This is a genomic window from Paenibacillus sp. FSL R7-0272, assembly GCF_037969905.1.
In the GTDB taxonomy this organism is placed as follows: domain Bacteria; phylum Bacillota; class Bacilli; order Paenibacillales; family Paenibacillaceae; genus Paenibacillus; species Paenibacillus polysaccharolyticus.
In genome coordinates, this window is record NZ_CP150221.1 from 2,937,570 (window position 1) to 2,962,018 (window position 24,449).

Genomic DNA, 24,449 nt, shown 5'->3' on the forward strand with positions numbered 1-24,449 from the left:
TATATGAATAGCTGGTTTAAAAAAGCGTGGCCGTTCTTAACTCTGGGCGTGGCTGTAGTTGCTCTGCTCGGTGGATTTTTTGTATATTTCATGGGTAAGGACGTATCCCCGGGATCAGGCGGTTCAGTAACAGCAAAGATCGAGACACCGGAGGATTTGAAAGGATATGAGGTCATTAATGTGAACGTGAGCAACGATGGATTTGAGCCGAATGTCATTGAGGTGAAATCTGGAGTGCCTACGAAAATTAATTTCATCCTGACCCGGAGCGTGACACACGTCAAATCTGTCGCTGCAGAGAAGTTAGGCATGGATCTTTATATGCAAAAGGGAGACAACTACTACACGGTTGATCAGAACGTCGCTCCAGGGGAATACGAGCTTCACTGCGGGATGTACATGATCTACGGTACGATTAAGGTTATTTAAAGAGTCAACGAATTGAACCGGACAGTACATGTAGGATAGAGTTCTTTATATCAATTTCAAAAGGAGGAGCAGAGTTCGGGCAACCGGACTTTGCTCCTTTTTCACCTGCATGATATCATGAACGGGGAACATAATCGATCTGGAGGTGTTGCAATGAAAGCGCTATTTATCGGAGGAACAGGCACTATAAGTACAGCTATTACCGACATGCTTGCCAAGCAAGGTTGTGAATTGTATTTGATGAATCGCGGGAATCATAATGACAATTTGCCTGCAGGAGTCAAGGTTCTTCAAGCCGACATTAATGACGAAAAACGGGTAGCCGATCTGATTGCCGATTTACAATTTGATGTCGTTGTGGACTTTATTGCTTTTGTACCCGCTCAGCTGGAGAGAGATTATCGTTTGTTTCAAGGCAAGACCAAGCAGTTCATTTTTATAAGCTCCGCATCGGCCTATCAGACTCCGCTGTCGGATTACAGAATTACCGAAGGAACGCCATTATCCAATCCATTCTGGGAATACTCCCGAAATAAAATTGCGTGTGAAGACTACCTGATGAAATTATATCGGGATGAAGGTTTTCCCGTGACCATAGTTCGTCCAAGCCATACTTACGGGGATAAGTCCGTACCGCTTGGTGTACATGGTGAGAAGGGAAGCTGGCAGGTTCTGAAGCGTATGCTTGAAAATAAACCAGTGATCATTCACGGTGACGGCACTTCGTTATGGACGATTACACACAACACCGATTTTGCCAAAGGTTTTATCGGCTTAATGGGCAATATCCACGCCATCGGAGAGGCTGTACATATCACTTCGGATGAGTCTGTCACATGGAACCAGATTCATGAAATCATTGCTGATGTGCTCGGGGTCAAGTTACATGCAGTTCATGTGCCATCGGATTTTTTGGCGGCTAGCAGTAATTTGGATTTCAGGGGTGGTTTGCTTGGAGATAAGGCCAACACGGTTGTTTTTGACAACAGCAAACTGAAACGACTGGTTCCTGAATTTGTAGCTACAACAAGGGCTGACCAGGGCATTCGCAGCACGATTGAGCATATTCTGGAGCACCCGGAATTACAGATGGAGGACCCTGAATTCGATCAATGGTGTGACCTTGTTGTCAGCACATTGGACGAGGCGTTGCTGAAAATCAGAGATGGAAAGTAAAACTAGATAGAGAATGACTTTTTATACACGTCTCCATTCCAGGTATTTACATTCGATTTCCGAATCGTTATAATCAATAAAAAATAACACTTTAGGGGAGGCACCCCAACTCAGGACATTGTTCCTTGGTTGGGGTGCCTCCTTTTTTTTGTGTGCATAAAAAGGAGAGCAAGGTATTGAAAAACTCAAGAAAACGGTTGAAAAAGCAAGCGGAGCAAATGTCTAAAGTGATGCTAGCGTTTGCATTATTGTCGCCTCAGTCATTAATACCTGAATGGAGCCAAGCGGGCACGGCAATGGCAGCAACGGTAGAGAATATTGGGGTGGTATCCGATACATCCTCATTAAAGGCGGTACAATCCTCCAAAGTGAAAGTGGAGATGAACAGTGATGGAAAATACCGAATCGTATTACTACCAAGTACGAACGTTTTTTACGGAGGTGACACCGGTAATGTATCGACGATTATTGACCATCACGGCACAGCAATCAATTTCAAATCATTGCCGCTGAATTATTATCGAATTAACAACAATGTCATCGAGATGTCCAGACAAAAAGACAATGTAGAGTATATTTTGCGAGTTTCCATCGTAAATGCGACATCTCAAGGCGGATATATGAAGGTGGAACTGGAAGCGATAAATCGAAGCGGCTCAGCGCTGAATCTTGGGGGGGCTTTTTATTGGGATACGATGGTGAACGGCAACGATGCTTCTCCTTTTGAAGTCATTCAGAACGGGTGGCGCAATTATAGCGGAGGCGTACAGGTGACGGCTTTTTATGCCAACACGTACAACGTCGTTAATGCTGACCGTGTATTCATGGGACAATATCAAAGCCCGGATAGTGCCCAGTTGACAGGGGGCTCAGCTCCATCAGCCTATACACCTGGACAGATCGTGAATGCGAGTGATACTGCAGCTCAGTTCTGGTGGGACGCGAGATCAACGGCTAATCAGGGATCACGGAAATTTTCAACCATTGTAGGCATTGGGCCACAAAACGTTCCGCCTTCTTTTACATTAACAGCACCTGCTTCAGGTCAAACGTATTACAAAGGGGAACAGTTGCAGATTTCAGGTACAACACGGGATAACGACGCAGGCGATCTGTTAACGGTCAAGTGGTCCATTGATGGCGGGCCTGAGAATGTTCTGACGCAAATAACGGCAACAGGTTCGAACCAGGCTTTTAACACCAGCTATACCTTGCCTGATACATTGCCGGACGGATCTCATTTCTTGCAAGTATGGGTTATGGACGATAAGGGCGGAGTATCTTCCGCGGGCACGGTTAACTTCTTGGTCAGAAGTTTTGTCGTACCCGGAACTCCGACGTATACCCTGGTGAATAATAATAATGTGACGGTAAACTGGGATAAAAGAGTAAATGATGCTTCTGTAACGTATGAACTGAAAAATATGACAACGAATCAGACCTACGATACAGGCACATCCAACACGAGAGAGCTGACGGGTCTAACACCCAATACAAGTTATTCGTTTGCCGTACGCGCGAAAAATTCAAGCGGTGCTTATACGGGCTACTCAGCTACATCCTCCAAATACACACTTGCAAATCCACCTGCGGATGTTGCTGCTTCACAAATCGGAAATAACGTAACAGCCAGCTGGACCACAAACGGTAATCCTGTCGGTACCAGATACAAAACGGAAATCCGCAATGTGAATGGACAAGTGCTTCAATCATCAACGACAACTTCTACCTCGATGACTACAGCCTTAACAGGACTGGAGGATGGACGTTATGAACTGCATGTAGTAGCTTTGAATGCTGAAGGTATTCAGACAGCCTTTGTCTTGGCAGGGCAGATTATGAAAGATACAACCGGACCTTCTGCTCCTTCCATTACCCTCACCCCTTCAACGTGGACAAAAGAAGAGGTTCTTGTCACGGTTGAAGCGGGGACGGATCAATGGAGTGGAACACAGAAGACAGAAGTGAAGATTGGCCTCACTGGTGAATGGAGAGAATATACCGGGCCATTCACGATGAACGATGAGGGAAGTATAACAATCACAGTACGGAGCGTGGATGCATTCGGGAACTTGGGTCAGGAAAGCCGTGTGACTGCACGAGTTGACCGGACGGCTCCAACCCCGCCGTTGATTTCCTTGAATCCAGCGGAATGGACGAAGGAATCGGTTGTCGTTACCTTGACGGAAGGTGCGGATGATGCAAGTGGTATCGCCTTAACACAATATAAAGTTGGTGAGAGTGCACAATGGATCGATTACAAAACACCGTTCATCCTGAAAGATGAGGGCGTAACCGTAATTTACGCACGCAGTATAGACCGCGCTTCGAACGTAAGTGCATTGACGTCAACCGTTGCTCGAATTGACAAAACAGCCCCTGAACAACCTGTGATCCAATTAAGCGAAGCCGACTGGACGAGAGAGGATGTATCTTTTGTCATTACAAGTGGTACAGATGAAGGAAGCGGGACAAGCAAAACGCAGTATCGGTTAACAGAGCATGGGCCTTGGTTAGATTATTTAGGCGAGGTCACGATTAAAGATGAAGGTGAAACCGTAGTTTATGCTCGTACATTTGACCGCGTAGGCAATGTAAGTATGTTGGCGCAAGCCACGGCTCGGATCGACAAGACGGCTCCGACAGAACCGGAGATCTCGTTGAGCCAACCCGGCTGGAGTAAAGAAGCTGTACAGTTTACGATCGCTGGAAGTGTGGATGATAGAGAAATTACATATGAATATCGATTGGAAAATGAGCCATATACGACCGGAAATAAAGGTACGGTCAATACAGATGGAGCAACTGTAATCTATGCTCGGGCCAAAGATGCAGTCGGTAATGTGAGCAGAGAAGTCAGCAGGACGGTGTATGTGGATAAAACTCTACCGAATATTAGCTTTACTCCTGATGGAGCGGCTTGGACAGATGAAAATATAACCGCTACCGTACAATTTGTAGACAGCCATTCCGGCATAGATGGAACACAACGTTTCTATCAGATCACAGCTCAGGCAGAAGCTCAAGGAGACTGGCTGGAGGCTGAATCCGATCAGCAGAGCATATCCATATCGTCTGAAGGTACTTGGTATATCCACGCTAAGGCCGCTGACAGAGCAGGCAATACCGTTCAGGTGACATCTTCTCCTTATCGAATTCAACGGAAGCCTAATCCACCAACTCAAGTCCAGTGGAGTGCGGTTGGTGAAACATCGGTAACATTAACAGCTGATTTACCTTCAGGTGAAACTTACACCTCAGGTTACCAATATGAAATCAAAAATAGAACGACCGGGCAATCCTGGACACTGCAATATCCGAACAATAGTCTAGTTAATGACACATTGAGCGGAGGGCGAGTTTATGAGTATGAAGTGAGAGCAAGAAATCATACGGGTGTAAGTGAGCCGGCGATGATGAGTGTTTTAACTTTACCGCCATCTCCAACTGAGGTGCGCATACAAAAAGTGGACGCAGAGCCAAGTCTGGCTAAAGTAGACTTTGATCACGTACAAGGAGCCACAGCATATCGGGTGACGGCTACGGATTCTAACGGAAGAATCGTTTTTGAACAAACCATCTCTGATCCGGAAAGTCTTCCTTACATTAGCAATCTTGCTCCCGGAATGGTTCATACGATATCTGTTACGCCTATGAATGCGAGTGGTGCTGGTGCAAGTTGTGTAGCCGCATTTATGAGTCTACCTGCCGCTCCGGGTGAGTTCGCAGCAGTGCAGATTCGTGAGCATGATATCTCCATGACGTGGGAGTCCGTAACATCGGCTACGTATTATGCACTTGCACGTAACGGGGATATGATCTACGAGGGAGGGGGACTCTCCTACAAAGATGCTGGACTTGAAAGTGGAACAGATTACAGTTATACCGTTGTTGCAGAAAATGAAACAGGCTCAGGTCCTTATGCGAGTTTACCATTGCTAAGAACGTTGCCTGCGCAGGTGACGGGTTTACACGTCACGGATGCCTCGCACTCAAGTTTGCATCTGAACTGGGAAACCGTTCGTGGAGCAGAAGCTTATGAGGTATGGAGTAATGGAGAGAAAGTGGGCGAGATTACAGCTGACAAGAATGCATGGACACTGACGAATCTGAATCCGGGATCGGCGTACCAACTGCAAGTTCGGGCGGTAAACAGAGCTGGGCATGGAATGAGTAGTTCAATAACGGGACTAACTATTCCCAAAAGTCCAACAGGACTTCACGTTGTAAGGGCTACGGAACAGGGAGCGACGTTGAGTTGGGAAGCTGTGGCTGGAGCAGACAAATACCGCGTGACCATTGATGGGCAAACATACGAGATGTCGGGTACAGAGTTGACTGTTAAGAACCTGTCAGGTAGCAATCTGTATACGTATGAAGTGCAAGCAGGGAATGCTGCGGGGTATAGTGAGGGCGTAACGAGCACTGTTCTGACGCTGCCAAGGAGGCCGGAAGGATTGCAGGTCAGCTTAACGGAAGAAACGCAGATCGGTATTCGCTGGCAAGCCGTTCCTACAGCAGAGATGTATATCGTTATGATTAATGGTGCAGAGACAGGCAGAACGTCCGATCTCGAATATAGAGCGGAGGGATTGTTACCCGGCCAAGAATACACATTGCAGGTGCAAGCGGTAAACGCAGCGGGTGCTGGTGCACAAGCAGAGCTTGTGCGATTGTCCAAACCTCGTCGTCCAACGAACATTACGATGCAACCAGATGTACATGTCACCCGTTTGTCATGGTCTGCCGTTCCGGGAGCTTCTGAATATGTCATATTGCAAGAGGATAAAGAAGTATACAGAGGCATGGATACAGATGCCGTAATTACAGGGCTTGAAGCTGGGCGATGGCATCATTATAGACTATTCGCGGTCAACAGGCAGTCCTCCCGTTCTGAAGCAGCAGAAGTATCGTTTCTGACATTGCCGATTAAACCGGAGAAGGTGGATGTACGTGACGTAACCGAGAATGGGCTTTCACTCGATTTTACTGATACGGGTGTACGTGGAGCTGATCAATATATCATTGAACGTAATGGGCGAGAAGTGGCTCGTATGGAAGCAAGCGAAACTCAGTTTGTAGAAGAACATTTGAAACCGGGCACAATGTACACTTACGTTATCCGTGCAGTGAATGCAAGCGGTACCGGTGCACCGTTGACGATCAGAACGATGACACAAACGCTACCGCTCACAACAGACACGATTGAAGTGATTTCACGAACCTATTCACAAGACATAAGCTGGGAAGCGGTCACTGGGGCTGTTGCCTATGAAATTCGAAACCAGGCCACAGGTGAGGTCACAAGTGTATCTGAGCCTCATGCACATCTCGTGAGTATGGAGGACGGCACGTTGTATCGATTAGAAATTGTGGCTGTAAATGAGCAGGGACAGCGCTCCAAACCTGTTCAGATTGAAACGTTAACGAAGCCTCTAGCGCCGCAGACTGCCAGTGTAGAGCAGTTCACAGATCGGTCAGTCAAGCTGGATTTATCAGAAATTTCTGTTCGAGGTGTGGAGCAATTTATCATTCGGCGGGATGGTGTCGAGATTGCCAGAATTTCTGCAAATCAGACAGATCAGAAGCAGTTTGAAGACAGTGGGCTCGTCCCTGGAGAGCGCTATACTTATTCCATTCATACATTTAATACAGCGGGCGAGAGTGAAACCGGGTTTAACCTTGATGTGAGAACCTTGCCGGCAGCGGTGGATGAAGTGTTGAGTGCACAAGAGGTTGAAGAAGAAGATGCAGTACTGGTCTGGCCTAAGGTACAGGGGGCAGAAGGCTACATTGTTCTCATTAATAATGAGGAAGTTACTAGATTAGATGACGCGAACACGACTGAGTTCAGGTTAACGAATTTGAGTAGTGCGGACGTGTACGACAAAATTAAAGTCATTCCGATCAACTCGGCAGGAGAAGGCGCCGCAATCTTGGTTGCCCCTTTTTATACATTGCCTCACATTGATTCGCTCGATATGAGAGTCTTTCCAGAATCTGATCATATCAAACTGGAGTGGGACTTTTCCTATCCTAACGAAACGTTTGTGATTGTATTGGATGGTGTGGAGCGATATCGGGGACGGAATCAAGAATATGTAGTTGATGGACTGGAGGCGGGCAAACAATATCAGCTTGAGGTATACACGGAAAATGGTGAGCAGACTGCATCGGACAAAAGAAGCTATTCCCTCTTAACCAAGCCGGGTTTCCCGATAAAAGTTGCATATAAAGCCACCAAGGATCAAGTACATCTTCTATTGGAAGAAACACGTGCGGCTGGTGCCGAGCAGTTTTCAATTGAAAGGAATGGCCTGGAGATTGCCCGTATTAGCGCTAAGGAGACAAGGTATGAAGATACGGATCTTGAGCCCGGAACACGATACAACTATGTTATTCGAGCGATCAACGCTTCGGGCACAAGTGATGACGGATTTATGCTGCAAGCTGTGACTTTACCTGGTCAGTTAAATGTACCGCCAATTGTGCAGGACCGCTCCGTATCTGGTGCGACGCTGGTTTGGGAACTTGTACCCGGTGCAGAGGGTTATCGGATTTATCAAAATAAAGAAGTAGTCGGAACAACAGCTGAAACGTCACTTCAAATTACCGGATTGACTAGTGCTGCAAAATATGATGATTTTAGTATTATTCCTTATAATGAGGCCGGTGAAGGTGAAGGCATGAAGGTGCTGGAATTTGAAACGTTACCCTCGTTGCTTGAATCGATTACAGCCACCGCAAAAGGGCCTGATCGTATCCTGCTTACGTGGAGATTGGAAACCCAAAATGAGATTGTTGTAGTTGCTTATAAGGATCAGGAGATTTATCGCGGTCAAGAGCGAGAATATGTCTGGAAAGGCTTAGATGCAGAACGTCATTACGAGATTTCAGCGTGGACGGAAAATACGGCTGGTGAGGCAAGTGAGAAGAAAAGCGCAGCAGCAGTAACCATTTCGGTTCCAGTAGTTTCATCGAACGGTGGAAGTGCAGGAAATAACACCAGTACAACTAATTCAAAAGATCAGGATGAAAATTCCAAGAACAAGGATGAGGAACAAAATAAGGATACAACGAATACTCAGTCTGGAGGAATAACAAGTAGGCGAGTTGCTTTTTTAGATATTGACCAAACGTTTAATAAAGACCAGATTACTTGGCTTGCCGAGCATAATATTATACAGGGGGTAAGCTCAACGCGTTACGAACCGCATCGCCCCATTACTCGAGCAGAGTTTACAGCACTTATTGTGCGTTTAATGAGGCTGGATATCTCGTTGAAACCATCACATGTTTTTCAGGATGTGAATGACACGGATTGGTTTGCACCTGAGATCAACACAGCAGCCGAGCGTGATGTTGTACAAGGTATGGGGAATGGAAAATTTGCTCCACATGCTCTGGTGACTCGCGAGCAAGCCTCCAAAATTATAGCCAATGTGGTTCATCAGATTAGAAGCGAGCCGATCACCTCACATAAGACATTCACTGACCAGGTCGATGTCTCCAACTGGGCCAGGGAGGAGGTCGCGGAGTTAGCAGGTATTTATATGATTAACGGATACGAGGACGGCAGTTTCCGCCCATTACAAGCGTTGAGTAGAGCTGAAGCGGCCGCGTTAATATTCCGTTTGAATAAACTGATGCAGGTTATTGCCAGCGACGCAGATTCCCTTTGAATTGGTTTTAATGTTATGATTGGTTTCAAAAAAGGTAATGAATTATGGTGATGAAAAATGAATAATAAATTTATCCGAATATACGAAGATATCGCTGGACGTATTCGGAACGGAGACATCGAAGCGGGCACACTGCTTCAATCAGAACTGGATTTATCAGAACGATATCAAACATCCAGAGAAACGATACGTAAAGCACTGAAAATGCTATATGAAGAAGGTTATATTCAGAAGATTCAAGGTAAGGGTTCCATTGTACTGGATATCCGTAAAATTGATTTTCCCGTGTCAGGTCTCGTTAGCTTTAAGGAGCTCGCACAAAAGATGGGACACCGCGCACAAACGGTTGTGAAGCTGTTTGAGGAACAAGGGATTGATCAGACGCTCAGCCAAAAGACCAGCTTTGGTCTGAATGAACAAGTGTGGCAGATCAATCGTGTTCGCATTGTGGATGGAGAACATGTCATTCTGGACAAAGACTACATCAGTCAGCGCTTAATTCCGGGGCTGAACCAGGAAATCTGTAATGACTCCATCTATGAGTATATTGAACAGAAGCTTGGGCTATCGATTTCTTATGCCAAGAAAGAAATTTTGGTGGAGGAGCCTACGGCTGAGGATCGCGAGTTACTTGATCTTGACGGTTTTCACAATGTTGTTGTCGTGAGAAGTCAGGTGTATCTAGAAGATACTAGCCAGTTCCAGTATACGGAATCACGGCATCGACCGGACAAGTTCACATTTGTGGACTTTGCCAGACGCAAGTAAACGGGGTAGAAAGGTAGAATATATGTAATGCGAATTCAGTAATTGAACCCATAACCTAATGTCGACAAGAAAAGAGTATCAGGTCACTGTAATCAGAGGTGATCGGGTACTCTTTTTGCCATGCAACATTCCAGTCATGATCCGAAGATCGTCCATCATTAACCGTTAAATGTCAATGTCAGTCTCGCTTATCTAAGCGTATGATCATCCTATCTCGAAGCAAGGAGTGAGCGAATTTGGAATTGAAGCAGGTTAGTGCAGAGACGTCCGTTCGGATCTGGGAAGAGAATAGAGACATTCCAACGTATAGCACAGGTAAACCCGATAAAAATCCAATGTTTCTTGAAAAACGAATCTATCAGGGCAGTTCGGGTAAGGTATATCCTTATCCCGTCATTGATCGAATCGAGAATGAGGCGAAACTGCAATCGTATCGATTGATTATTCTTGAAAACGAATATGTCCGCATCGAGATCATGCCAGAACTCGGTGGCCGTATCTATCGTGCGCTGGATCTGACAAACCAGTATGATTTCGTCTATTACAACCGAGTGATCAAACCTGCTTTGGTTGGTCTTGCTGGGCCTTGGATATCAGGAGGCATTGAGTTCAACTGGCCACAGCACCATAGGCCAAACACATTTGGCAAAGTAGATTGCACTTATAGTAGCAATAAGGACGGAAGCGCTACTGTATGGGTGGGTGAGATCGATCGAATGTACGGTACCAAGGTGACGACTGGTTTTACTTTGTATCCCGGGAGAGCTTACCTGGAGATTCATTCCCAAGTATACAATCGGACAAGTGAACCCCAGACGTTTCTATGGTGGGCTAATCCAGCGGTCGCTGCGAACGATGATACGCAATCTGTGTTTCCACCAGATGTAAACGCCGTAATGGATCATGGTAAACGTGATGTTTCCCGATTTCCCATTGCTACAGGAACGTATTATAAGATGGATTATTCGGAGGGGGTGGATATTTCGCGGTACAAGAATATTCCGGTGCCTACTTCCTACATGGCATACAAGTCCGAATATAACTTTGTAGGTGGATATGATCATCGTTTACAGGCAGGGCTGTTACATGTTGCCAATCATCATATCTCTCCAGGCAAGAAACAATGGACCTGGGGTAATGGGGATTTCGGCAAAGCATGGGACAGGCAATTGACGGATGAAGATGGGCCGTATATTGAACTGATGACAGGCATTTTTACGGATAATCAGCCTGATTTTAGTTGGCTACAGCCATATGAAAGCAAGTCTTTTACTCAATATTTCATGCCTTACAAAGATGTCGGTGTAGTAAAAAATGCAACGATTGACGCAGCGGTTAATCTGGCGCTGGATAAGCAGACGGGAACGGCCAAGATTCTGGTTTACGCGACAGCTAATTATGAGAAAGTCTCTATTAAAGTAAAGGGTGCTGCAGGGAATTATTTTGAAGACATATGCGATATCTCGCCAACACAATCTTATACAGGTACATTCCCATGGAATGAAGAGGAAGAATGGCATCAATTAAAACTGAGTGTATGTACAAAAGAGGGAAGAGTACTTGTGGCGTATCAGCCAGAACAGACGCGCATTCAGGAAGTGCCTGATCCTGCGAAGCCGCTACCGCTCCCCTCAGAGATCCAGACCAACGAACAGCTCTATCTCGCAGGTCTTCATCTGGAGCAGTATCGACATGCAACCTATGAACCGGAATTATATTATCTAGAAGGACTGAAACGTGATCGTACTGACATCCGCTTGAATGTTGCATATGGGACTTTACTCTTACGAAGATGCCTATTTCAGGAGGCAGAGACTCATTTTAGACAGGCCGTTCAGTCCCTCACATGGAAAAACACCAATCCGTATGATAGTGAGGCTTATTACCAGCTTGGTTTGAGTTTGAAGCTTCAAGGAAAGATGAAAGAATCCTATGATGCAATATATAAATCCGTTTGGTCGGCACAGTTTCAGGATATCGGATATTTCACTCTCGCCCAGATGGATGTAGCTCAGGATCAGTACGCACAGGCACTCGAACACATTGAATGTGCGCTAATTCGAAACAGCAGAAATCTCAAAGCACGTCACTTGAAGACATCATTGCTTCGAAAAACGGGGTGTAACTCACAAGCCATTTCGTTTGCTCGTGAAACACTGGATATAGACCCGATGGAATATGGCACGGCATATGAACTGATGTTATTGTCTGCGGAGCAGGCGAAGGAGTATTTCGTGCGGATGATGAGCGGGGATGTTCACAATTACTTGCACTTGGCTGCAGATTATGCAGAGAGTGGCATGTGGGAGGAAGCACGAAGTGTACTTTCCTCAATAGAATCCGATTTGACCAGACCATACCCGATGCTTGGTTATGCTCAGGCATATCTGTATCGGCAGTTGGATCAACTGGATCAAGCATCTCAATGTCAGGCACAGGCGAGTGCCGCAGAGACGGAGTATTGTTTTCCGAATACACCGTTCGAATGCATGATTCTTCAAGATGCGCTTGAAGCGGACCCAGAGGATGCACATGCACATTATTATATGGGTAACTGGCTCTACGACCACAAACGTTACGAGGATGCGATAAACCACTGGGAGATGTCTTGTAAAATAAACCCGGCCTTCCCTACGGTACACCGAAATCTAGGTCTGGCTTATTACAACAAGATGAATCAGCCTCATAAAGCGTTGACTTCGCTGGAGGAAGCATTTCGGCTGGAGCCGCAGGATGCCCGTGTATTCTACGAGTTGGATCAATTACAGAAGAAGCTTGGATGCCCTCCAGCAGAACGATTGCAGCGGTTTGAGGCTCAGATGGAGCTGGTACATCAACGGGATGACTTATACATCGAGTGGGTTACGTTGTTGAATATGTTAAGTCATCATCAGGAGGCTTACAATGCACTGCAAACAAGAACATTTCATCCATGGGAGGGCGGAGAAGGTAAAGTTACGGGTCAGTATGTGACGGCTCTGACGGAACTTGCTAAGCAAAAACTCACGGAAAAGCATCCAGAAGAAGCTATAGAATTGTTGCTTCGAGCTCAGAAGTATCCTGAAAATCTGGGGGAAGGCAAGCTTGAAGGCAGTGCAGACAATGCACTTTATTATGTTCTGGGCTGTGCATATGAACAGATGCAGCAGACTATTGCCGCTGAAGAGAGCTTCCGCAGAGCTTGCACAGGTTTGCATGAACCAGCAAGTGCGATGTTTTATAACGACCAGCCACCAGAATCTATATTTTATCAGGGACTTGCCTGGAAGAAGCTGGGCAATATTAAGGAAACAAACAGACGTTTTAACAAACTGATTGATTACGCCGAACGGCATATGCATGACTCCATTCAGATCGATTATTTTGCCGTATCTTTGCCAGACTTCCTTGTATTCGATGATGATCTGGATCAGCGAAATAAAGAGCACTGCCATTATATGCGGGCTTTAGGCCTCCTCGGTCTGGGTAAGAAACAGGAAGCTTCACAGGAATTGCAACGAGTGCTGGAAAACAATGCAAATCATCAGCAGGCATTTTTACTTTTGGCAAAAGGGATTTAAATTGGATTTTCACATCGTGACATCCTGCCTATTCTATTGAAGAAAGAGTTGATCTCCCAATATGAAAGATAAGATAAACGCCGATATGTGTAAGCACATCAACGAACCAGATGACAAGTTTTGTTCACATCGTTGTATTCGCTTCACATTGGAAGCCGAGGATAAACTGATCCAACCGGGCCACATGGAAGGCTATGGAGGTTACAACACGCGCGGAGAGTCCTATGATTTCACTAATTTTTATATGATGCATAATGATAAACCGTATATTCCGGTCGTCGGGGAATTTCATTTCTCAAGATTTGCTTATCTTCAATGGGAAGAAGAATTGTTGAAGATGAAAGCAGGAGGAGTGCATATCGTAGCAACCTATATCTTTTGGAATTTTCATGAGGAGCAAGAGGGAGAGTTTAATTGGTCGGGTAACTTGAATTTGCGGCAGTTTGTGGAGTTATGTGGTAAACATGAGCTGGCTTTAATTCTTCGGATTGGTCCGTTCTGTCACGGAGAAGTTCGGAATGGCGGTTTGCCGGATTGGCTGTTCAACTATGCATTTGAGGTCCGTTCTAATGACGAAGGGTATTTATTCTATGCGAAACGGTTATATCAGGAGATTACTCGTCAGATTGAAGGCAGTTTTTATCAAGATGGTGGGCCGATTATCGGTATCCAGCTGGAGAATGAATATATGCATGCTGGTGCGCCAATGGATTCGTGGGGTTATTCGCAGGATAAATATATCTCTTCAGGACGTGATGGAAAAGAACATATGGAGCGGCTTCGCCGTATTGCGGAAAAAGCGGGTATGAAACCGATGTTTTACACGGCGACTGCTTGGGGGAAAGCGGCAGTTCCCGCGCAAGGTACGCTACCAATGCTTGCAGGATATGCTTATACCCCTTGGATACCTAATCAGCCACCTAGCGGGGAGTATCTGTTTCGTGATTTGCATCTAAATCCTGCAGAAGAACTGGATTATGATAGTAAACGCTACCCAGCGGCCTATTGCGAACTTGCCGGCGGAATGCAGGTTAGTTATCATGCCCGCCCTGTGGTCGATGCAGACAGTGTAGAGGCGATGACTATTGTTAAGCTGGCGAATGGTAGCAATATGGTGGGTTATTATATGTATCACGGAGGTTCCAATCCCATTGGTCGCAAAACGTACATGAACGAACGAGGATTACCGAAGGTGACGTACGACTATCAAGCACCCCTTGGAGAGTTTGGACGTATCGGAGAATCGTATGATCGAATCCGGAGTTTGTCCATGTTCTTGGAGGCATATGGGGAGCAGTTGGCACCGATGGGGTGTGTCATTTCTGAGGATCAGTTGACTATTGCGCCAGAAAATACGTTGGATCTTCGTTGGTCGGTCCGCCAGCGGTCAGGAGCAGGGTTTCTTTTTATAAATAACTATCAGGATCATATTCAAATGCCAGCGCGTGACATTCGACTGGAGCTTCTTACCTCTCAAGGAAATGCGATGTTTCCTTATGAAGAGGGCACCATGCAATTGAATTCTGGCAAAGCAGTAATCCTGCCTTTTCATCTGGATCTCGGGGAGATAAAGCTTATAAGTGCTACGGTTCAACCTCTGACTAAATTTCTTGTAAAAGAGGAGCTTACGGCTGTCTTTTATGCTCATGAAGGCATGACTCCCGAATATGTAATTGATGCATCCTCTGTAGCAAGTGTGCAAATGACAGCAGGTACAGTCCGTGAACAGGATGGGAAGTACGTCCTTCATCCGGTGGCTGGCAAAAATGATGGCTTTAGTGTTAGCACGATGGATGGGAAAGTGATTCGTATCGTTACGTTAACGCGTGAGGAAGCCTTGCAAAGTTATCTTTTTGAACTAGGTGGAGAAAAAAGATTGGTGATCAGTAGCAGTCATATATATCAACAAAATGAGCAGTTAATAAGCACGTCTGTTGGACAGAGTGAGATCGAGGTTTCCATATATCCTGCACCTGAGAGGATAACGGCCCCTGAATATACAATCATCTCCCGGATGCAGCAGCAACGGTGGTTTGTAACCTATACTTTGCAGGTATGTGTATATCAGCCGGAAGTGGAGATCAATTATCCGAAAGAGCATGCAGCTTCTTTAAAAATAAATACGTGCTGGCCTGAACAGGTTCATGACCTGTTTGTGGAGATTGATTATGAAGGGGATGTGGCGGCAGCCTACATTCATCAACAGTTATTGACGGATCATATCCAGTATGGTCACACTTGGAACATTGGACTGAAGCAATCCCGACATTTATTACATGACCACGCTCTGAGGTTATTAATAACACCTCTTCGTAGGGGAAAGACAGAGCATTTTGTGAATCAAGCGTATGTGGAAAGGTTCCACGGTGTAGAACTGGGCAGGTTTGAGCAGATTCGAATTGTACCGCATTACCGAGTGGCTCTAAAGTTTTCCTGAATGTGTTCCAAAGACTTTTACTCTGTCCGTATGGAGTAAAAGTCTTTTTATTTGTTCAAAAAAACCTGAAAATGGAAAAAATAATTGACTGGTAAGCGTTTTCATTTTAAAATAAATATATTACTTTAACGATAAGTTTATTTATACAGTAATTTTTTGATTCAAAAACTTTATATTGATTCTGATTCTAAAGTTAATTTGAAAAGATTTTGTTCAGTGAAGGTGCAAATACGCTCATGGTTTTGATTCGCTTTGTTAGTGCAAAGTGAATTAAAATAAAAACATAACAGGAGGTTTCAAACGAATGGTCAATCTGAAGAAATGTACGATCTTTACGTTGATTGCTGCGCTCATGTTCATGGCTCTGGGGAGTGTTACGCCCAAGGCAGCTGCTGCATCCGGTTTTTATGTAAGCGGGAACAAGTTATATGACTCGACGGGCAAGCCTTTTGTCATGAGAGGAATCAATCACGGCCATTCCTGGTTCAAAAATGATCTGAATACAGCCATACCTGCTATTGCGAAAACAGGCGCCAACACGGTACGAATTGTTCTCTCGAATGGAACACTGTACACCAAAGATGATCTGAATTCAGTTAAAAACATAATCAATCTGGTCAATCAGAATAAGATGATCGCCGTGCTTGAAGTGCATGATGCAACAGGCAAAGACGATTATAACTCGCTGGATGCAGCCGTGAATTACTGGATCAGCATCAAAGAAGCGTTGATTGGCAAGGAAGATCGAGTGATCGTTAATATCGCCAACGAATGGTATGGAACCTGGAACGGCAGCGCTTGGGCAGACGGTTACAAAAAGGCTATTCCGAAGCTCAGAAACGCAGGCATCAAAAATACCTTGATTGTTGATGCTGCAGGCTGGGGTCAATATCCACAATCGATTGTCGATTATGGTCAAAGCGTATTCGCAACAGATACGCTCAAAAATACGGTGTTTTCCATTCATATGTATGAATATGCAGGTAAGGATGCGGCAACGGTGAAAGCTAATATGGAGAATGTGCTGAACAAAGGACTTGCAGTAATCATTGGTGAGTTCGGTGGATATCACACAAATGGTGATGTGGATGAATATGCCATTATGAGATATGGACAAGAGAAGGGTGTAGGCTGGCTTGCATGGTCATGGTACGGCAACAGTTCCGGTCTGGGTTATCTGGATCTGGCTACCGGTCCGAACGGAAGTCTCACAAGTTATGGCAATACGGTAGTTAATGACACATACGGAATCAAAAATACGTCCCAAAAAGCAGGGATATTTCAATAGATAACAAATTTAATGAAAAAATAAAACAAAATGTGATCGGCAAAGAACAGGACAAAGCATGAACTATAGTGCGATGTCCTGTTTGTTTTTTGCACATTTCTAAAGAAGGAACACCGTTGAAGGAGATATCTATTTAGATTCTTTGTATATTTTTGTTTTTCCTGATAAAGTTTTTGTTTTCAAAACAAAACAAAGATGATAAACTCGTTTTAGGAAGAAAACAAACATTATCGGAGGGGAACAAATGGTACAGAGTTTATGGAATGCAGCGAAGGCATCAGAGAAAACAACAGGGCTTGAACAATTAGTCTACCGCTCTAATCTGATCGGAGCAGATCGTCGGGTCTGCAATATTTATGGGGGTAACACATCTACTAAAACAACAGTAAAGGATTTTCGTGGTCGTGATGTCGAAGTGATGTATGTGAAGGGGAGCGGATCGGATCTCGGTTCCATGGAAGCAAAACATTTTACCGGACTGGCGCTTGAAGATATCGGCCCCCTCATGGAACGTGACTCGATGTCGGATGAAGAGATGGTTGAATACCTTGGGCATTGCATGATTGATGCGAAACATCCGCGAGCTTCCATTGAAACGTTGTTACATGCGTTCCTTCCGTACAAACATGTGGATCATACACACCCGGATGCAATTATCAGCCTCTGCTGTGCGGATAACGGGAAAGAGCTGGCACGTGAAATATATGGCGATCGTTTTGTATGGGTTCCTTATGTGCGCCCAGGTTTTACACTGTCCAAGATGATTGCTGAAAGCGTATTCGCCAATCCGAATGCCGAGCTTGTACTTATGGAGAAACATGGTCTGGTGACTTGGGGAGAGACCTCTGAGGAATGTTACGCTCAGACGATCAAAATCATTAATGAAGCGGAAGCATTCATCGAGGCACGTGTCAATGAAGCTAATCTGTTTGGCGGCGTGAAGCATCCTGCACTTCCTGCTGAAGTTCGTCGTCAGATTGCTGCTCGGGTGATGCCTGTCATTCGCGGAGCGGTGTCGGACAGCAAAAAAATGATTTTGTCCTTTGACGATCAGGATGATGTGCTTGCTTTTGCAGGTGGAACGGATTCTCCACAGTTGTCTCAGGTTGGCGCGGCTTGTCCGGATCATCTGGTGCATACCAAAGTGGTGCCGCTGTTCATTGACTGGACGCCGAATGCGGATGATATTGACGGACTGAAAGCCAAGCTGGCGGAAGGCATTGCTACGTACAAAGAGCAATACAAGCAATATTTTGAGGAGAATAAAAATGAAGGCGACGTAATGTTCGAAGCCGCTCCTCGCGTTATTCTCATTCCGGGCGTAGGGATGATTAATACCGGCAAAAGCTGGGCGTTGTCACAAGTAAGCGGTGCGCTGTACCATCGGGCAATTGCAGTTATGCGTGGGGCAACAAGCCTCGGTAAATTCGTTTCGCTCAGTGCGAATGAATCTTACAATGTGGAATACTGGCCGCTGGAGTTATATAAATTGTCGCTGGCTCCTGCAGAGACGGAGTTTTCTCGCAAAGTAGCGTTTATTACGGGTGGTGCAGGTGGTATCGGTAGTGAAACAGCACGCAGACTCGTTTCGGAAGGCGCCCATGTTGTGCTTGCAGATTTGAATTTGGAAGGCGCGCAGAAGGTAGCACAGGAAATTAACGATCAATATGGTGCCAATCGTGCATACGCGCTCAAGATGGACGTGACAGATGAAGAAGCGGTACAGGCAGCTTATGCAGAAACGGCTCTGCAATACGGTGGTGTGGATATCATCGTGAATAATGCGGGCCTGGCCACATCCAGTCCATTTGACGAAACTTCATTGAAGGAATGGAATCTGAATATGAGTGTGCTGGGCACAGGTTATTTCCTGGTCGCTCGCGAAGCGTTCAAATTAATGAAAGAGCAGAGCATCGGTGGAAGCATGGTCTTCATCGGCTCCAAAAACTCGGTATATGCAGGTAAAAGTGCCTCTGCTTACAGCTCAGCGAAAGCACTCGAAGCCCATCTGGCGCGCTGTATTGCAGCAGAAGGCGGTGAATATGGTATTCGTGTCAACACTATTCTGCCGGATGCCATTTTGCAAGGTTCCGCGATCTGGAACGGTTCATGGAGAAACGAGCGTGCGGCCGCATATGGCATTGAACCGGATCAATTGGAAGAATATTATCGCAAACGCACGACATTGCTCGTTAACATCTATCCGAGAGATATCGCGGAAGGTATCGCCTTCTTCGCTTCATCGAAATCGGAGAAAACAACAGGTTGTATGCTGACCATTGATGGTGGTGTACCAGCAGCATTTACACGTTAAGGGAGGTTAGATTGATGCAAAATCAAGTGGAACAAGCGTATCAAGCTGCGAAGACTTTGTATGCACAACACGGCATCAATACAGACGATGTATTAAATAAGCTTGCAGATATTAAAGTATCCGTACACTGCTGGCAAGGAGATGATGTCAGAGGTTTCCTCAACCAGGAAGGTGAACTGACGGGTGGTATATCGGTTACGGGAAACTATCCGGGCGCAGCAACAACCCCTGCGGAGCTTCGTGCGGATCTGGAGAAAGCTTTTGCTCTCATTCCCGGTAAACATAAAGTCAATTTGCACGCGATCTATGCGGATACAGACGAACAAGTGGAACTGGATCAGATCGAGCCAAGACATTACGAAAATTGGGTAAAGTGGGCGAAAGAGCACGGGCTTGGACTGGACTTCAACCCAACGTGTTTCTCACATGAAAAATCAAGCGACGGCTTCACACTTAGTCATCCTGATCCGGAGATTCGCAAATTCTGGATTGATCACTGCAAAGCTTCACGGCGAATTGGTGCGTATTTCGGCGAACAATTGGGCCAAACCTGTGTGACCAACGTATGGGTACCGGATGGATTCAAGGACACCCCTGTTGACCGGATGGCTCCCCGCAAACGTTTGAAGGAATCCTTGGACGAAGTATTTGCAGAACCACTGAATCCGAAGCATAATCTGGATGCGGTTGAAAGCAAGCTGTTTGGTCTTGGTTCTGAAGCTTACGTTGTCGGCTCACATGAGTTTTATATGGGATACGGTTTGCAAAATGATACGTTAATCTGCCTGGATGCTGGTCATTTTCATCCAACAGAAGTGATATCTAACAAGCTGTCCTCTCTGGCATTGTTTACGAGTGGTATTCTGCTTCACGTTAGTCGTCCGATGCGCTGGGATAGCGATCATGTCGTTATTATGGATGACGAATTGCTTGAAATTGCCCGTGAATTGGTACGTCATGAGCTTCTCGGCACAACCCATATCGGACTGGACTTCTTTGACGCCAGTATTAATCGTGTGGCAGCATGGGTGGTCGGCACCCGTAATACAATTAAAGCTTTGCTGCGAGCTATGCTGGAACCGGTAGACGCTTTAAAACAGGCGGAACTGGATGGAGATTACACGACACGCCTGGCTTTGACGGAGGAGTTCAAATCCTATCCATTTGGCGCAGTATGGGACTACTATTGTGCTCAGCAAGGTGTGCCTGTCCGTGAGCAGTGGATTAAAGAAGTTAAGTCTTATGAGCAGGATATACTTCAATCAAGGTAAAATAATGCGAAAACCCTGTTATTACAGGGTTTTTTTGTTTACATATAAAATATTTTGATCATACAGCTTGATCGATGTTATTTGTCGACAGCTGAATGGTAGCTTGCAGGCTCAGTATTTGTCATACTATAACTAGGTCCTTAATGAATGATCAAAGAGGTCTTTAAAGGAGAGGTGGGGTTGGTATCTCTAGTGCAGATGCGATAATTGTAGTGGGTGTATCTGGAGCCGTTATTTTTTTAATCGCACTAGTCGTTGTTATTACATGGTTAGTTTTAAAGAGAAAAAAGAAGGATAATAAACGAATATAAAATACAGAGTAGTTGCTGATTAAGCCTTGTTTCAAGAATTTTTTTTCTTGTTTAATAACAAACTTAAATTCTCATTTGTTCATATAAATTAACTAACTCTCATAAACCACGTCGGAACGAAAATTCCGTACGTGGTTTTTGGCATATATCCGTTGTTGTGTATAACCAAAGCGTTTATTTCCATACTAGGAATACACAAGAAGAAATTGAGGATCACTATACAGAGGCGGGTGAAGGTATATTGAAGTTTGCTCATAACAAACTGTATATTGCTGCACTTGGCGGCGTGAATGAAATCGGTAAAAACATGTATTTGATTCAATATGATCAAGACATCATTGTGATTGACTGTGGTTCGAAGTTTCCCGATGAAACAATGCCGGGCATTGATCTTATCGTGCCGGATGTGACGTATCTGCTCGAAAATCAGGATAAAGTAAAGGCCCTTGTTGTCACGCATGGACATGAAGACCATATTGGAGGAATTCCGTATCTTTTAAAACAAATCAATATTCCCGTCTACGCTTCCAGGCTAACACGAGGTCTAATTGAGTTGAAATTGAGAGAGCATAACTTGTTGCGCCAATCAGACCTGCACACCATTGATGCAAACTCTCAGATCACGCTTGGGAGTATCGCCGTCTCATTTTTCGCAACGAGTCACAGTATTCCGGACTGTCTGGGTATTTTCTTTCAGACGCCGGCAGGCAATGTGGTTCACACGGGCGATTTCAAATTTGATATGTCCCCTGTAAACGGCCCTTTCCCGGATTTACACCGCATGGCTGAGATTGGGAAACAAGGGGTGCATGTGCTTCTTTCCGAGAGTACCAATGCCGAAAGACCGGGTTTCACTCCTTCAGAACGTGTTGTCGGAGATCATATTCTGGATGCTTTTATTCGTGCGAAGCAAAAAGTGTTTATCTCTACCTTCGCATCCAATATCAGCAGAGTTCAGCAGATCGTGAATGCTGCATTTCAGACTGGTCGCAAGCTTGCACTGCTTGGACGAAGCATGATTAACGTCGTGAATGTTGCAAGTGAACTCGGTTATCTCGACGTTCCGGATGGACTGTTGATTGAGGCCGCTGATTCAGGACAGTTTCCGCGGGAGCAGGTGGTTGTGCTATGTACGGGAAGCCAGGGAGAGGCGATGGCGGCTTTGTCCCGGTTAGCTGCGGGTAAACATCCTCAAGTTAGCATTGAATCTGGAGATACGGTTATTATTGCAGCAGGAGCCATACCTGGCAACGAAAGAAACCTTGCCCATGTCATCGACAACCTGTATGTTCTGGGCGCTCGCGTAATTTATGGCTCCAGCGGAGCGGCGGGTATGCACGTATCCGGTCATGGAAGTCAGGAAGAGCTGAAACTGATGCTTACACTGATGAAACCGGATTATTTGGTACCGATTCACGGCGAATTCCGGATGCTGTACCAGCACAGATTGCTTGCGGAATCTGTAGGAATTGAGCAAAGTCATGTGTTTATCGTCAATAATGGAGATATGGTGGAATACAGAGACGGAACAGCTTCATTGGGTCCGAAGATTGCCTCAGGTAACAGCTTGGTGGACGGGCTTATTATCGGTGACGTTGGCAATGTTGTGCTTCGGGATCGCAGGCAGCTATCATCGGATGGGATGCTAGTCATTGTAACCACGCTTAGCAAAACAGAAAAACAAATGGTTGCCTCCCCGGAGATCATCTCTAGAGGTTTTGTTTTTGTGAAGGACTCAGAACAATTCATGAAGGAGATTCACGAACGGGTCGTTAACCGCATGGATGAATTAACGGGTGCCGGGGTCAATCAGTGGAATGTGATCAAACGGAAGCTGAAGGATGAGATCGGTCATTACATTTATGCACAAACCAAGCGCAGACCGATGATTTTACCGATTATTATTGAGGTTTGAACTCAATGTTTGCTGGCAGAACGGAAGGCTATCCGTTCCTGATCTCTTTATACGTATGTGTTTACAAAATGACTTTGCCAAGCTCGGTTCGATTCGTATGGAGCACACGACGTCGTGTGCTTCTGCGTGAACCGGGCTTTTTTGCTATGTTATCCTGCCCATATTCGATGAGCTTTGCGATTTGCGTTATAATACATAAATGAATGATTTTATTGACACTAGAGGAGTTTCTTATGAATAAAACGATTTCAGATATTGCTCAAATGGCAGGCGTGGCGAAGAGTACCGTATCTCGTTTCCTGAATGGCGGTTCGGTCAGTGAGGATACCCGTCAGAAGATTGAGCGTATTATTAAAGAATATAATTATGTTCCGAATACCTTTGCGCAGAGTCTCAAAGCAAAAAAGACCAGCATTATCGGTACAGTGGTTCCAAGGCTGGATTCCTATGCGACATCACAGACGCTAATCGGCATTGATGAGGAGCTAAGAGGGCTGCAATATCAGATGCTCATTGCCAATACGAGTCAGGATATGCAGCGTGAGATAGATGCTATTTATGATTTTGCCAGACAAAAAGTGTCCGGGATCATTCTGCTTGCCGCTGAAATAACGGATGCACATCTGAAGGCCATAGAAGACATCCAGCTTCCCGTGTTACTGGTAGGACAGCAGCATGAGTTACTGCATAGTCTCATTCACAACGACGAACAAGCCGGGTATCTGATGGGCAAATATGTTGTGGAACAAGGACACCGGGACATCGTGTACATGGGGGTAAGCGAGAAGGACCAGGCTGTAGGTATCCATCGTAAACAAGGGTTTAAACGTGCCATTGAAGAGTGCAGTGATTGCACGGTGAGGTATTATGAAACGAGCTTCAAAATGTCAGAGGCAGTGCTTACGGCAGCGGAGATTTTGCAAGAAAACAGGCCCTCTCTTATCGTTGCAGCGACAGATAATATTGCGATGGGCGTCATGAAAACCGCGTCCTTTCAAAAAGTCCGCATCCCGCAGCAAATGTCAGTAGCCGGGTTCGGCGGATACGATATCACTGAAATGATTCATCCGACATTGACTACGGTAAAATATCATTATTTGCAGGCCGGAAAACTCGCCGCAAGTCATATTAGCAAGCTGGTTAAAGGGGAGAGTATAAGTCAGCACACCGTTATGGATGTTGAATTAATCCCCCGAGAAAGCGTTGACAAAATATAAATCGATCCTTTATGATAATTCCATCGAACCGGTTCCATTCTAGTTTTTAGTTTGAGAATGATGACACCGGTCGGCAACAAT

General features: G+C 45.4%; 11 protein-coding genes. All 11 read left to right on the forward strand.

What is annotated here, in order from left to right; translation table 11 throughout:
• Window positions 1-3 precede the first annotated feature (3 nt).
• The 11 genes from MKY23_RS13120 to MKY23_RS13170 all read left to right on the forward strand — a co-directional run bounded on the left by MKY23_RS13120 (window position 4) and on the right by MKY23_RS13170 (window position 24,368).
• Complete coding sequence (locus tag MKY23_RS13120) at window positions 4-429, forward strand: cupredoxin domain-containing protein (protein WP_154984154.1); 426 nt, start codon at window positions 4-6, stop codon at window positions 427-429.
• Between the two features lie 153 nt (window positions 430-582).
• The gene (locus MKY23_RS13125) at window positions 583-1,605 is read left to right on the forward strand and encodes an SDR family oxidoreductase (RefSeq protein ID WP_339838669.1); all 1,023 of its coding nucleotides are present in this window, start codon (window positions 583-585) and stop codon (window positions 1,603-1,605) included.
• Window positions 1,606-1,781: 176 nt separating this feature from the next.
• Window positions 1,782-9,287, forward strand: coding sequence for a fibronectin type III domain-containing protein (locus MKY23_RS13130; protein WP_339838672.1), 7,506 nt, complete (start codon window positions 1,782-1,784; stop codon window positions 9,285-9,287).
• Window positions 9,288-9,344: 57 nt separating this feature from the next.
• Window positions 9,345-10,055, forward strand: coding sequence for a trehalose operon repressor (treR, locus tag MKY23_RS13135; protein WP_154889417.1), 711 nt, complete (start codon window positions 9,345-9,347; stop codon window positions 10,053-10,055).
• Window positions 10,056-10,297: 242 nt separating this feature from the next.
• Window positions 10,298-13,615 (forward strand): DUF5107 domain-containing protein, encoded by a 3,318-nt coding sequence (locus MKY23_RS13140; protein ID WP_339839412.1) that lies wholly within the window; start codon window positions 10,298-10,300, stop codon window positions 13,613-13,615.
• 61 nt (window positions 13,616-13,676) lie between these two features.
• Complete coding sequence (locus tag MKY23_RS13145) at window positions 13,677-16,052, forward strand: beta-galactosidase (protein WP_336122592.1); 2,376 nt, start codon at window positions 13,677-13,679, stop codon at window positions 16,050-16,052.
• Between the two features lie 352 nt (window positions 16,053-16,404).
• Window positions 16,405-17,340: a glycoside hydrolase family 5 protein gene (locus tag MKY23_RS13150; RefSeq protein WP_260510882.1), complete on the forward strand. Its 936-nt coding sequence runs from the start codon at window positions 16,405-16,407 to the stop codon at window positions 17,338-17,340.
• Window positions 17,341-17,584: 244 nt separating this feature from the next.
• Window positions 17,585-19,654, forward strand: coding sequence for a bifunctional aldolase/short-chain dehydrogenase (locus tag MKY23_RS13155; RefSeq protein ID WP_221788583.1), 2,070 nt, complete (start codon window positions 17,585-17,587; stop codon window positions 19,652-19,654).
• A gap of 14 nt (window positions 19,655-19,668) precedes the next feature.
• Window positions 19,669-20,925 (forward strand): L-rhamnose isomerase, encoded by a 1,257-nt coding sequence (rhaA, locus tag MKY23_RS13160; RefSeq protein WP_221788584.1) that lies wholly within the window; start codon window positions 19,669-19,671, stop codon window positions 20,923-20,925.
• Between the two features lie 552 nt (window positions 20,926-21,477).
• Window positions 21,478-23,151 carry a ribonuclease J gene (locus tag MKY23_RS13165; protein WP_336122595.1) on the forward strand — a complete coding sequence of 558 codons (1,674 nt, stop codon included), beginning with the start codon at window positions 21,478-21,480 and terminating at the stop codon, window positions 23,149-23,151.
• A gap of 233 nt (window positions 23,152-23,384) precedes the next feature.
• Entirely contained in the window at window positions 23,385-24,368 is a 984-nt protein-coding gene (locus MKY23_RS13170; protein WP_336122596.1) for a LacI family DNA-binding transcriptional regulator, read from the forward strand.
• The last annotated feature ends 81 nt before the right edge of the window (window positions 24,369-24,449 follow it).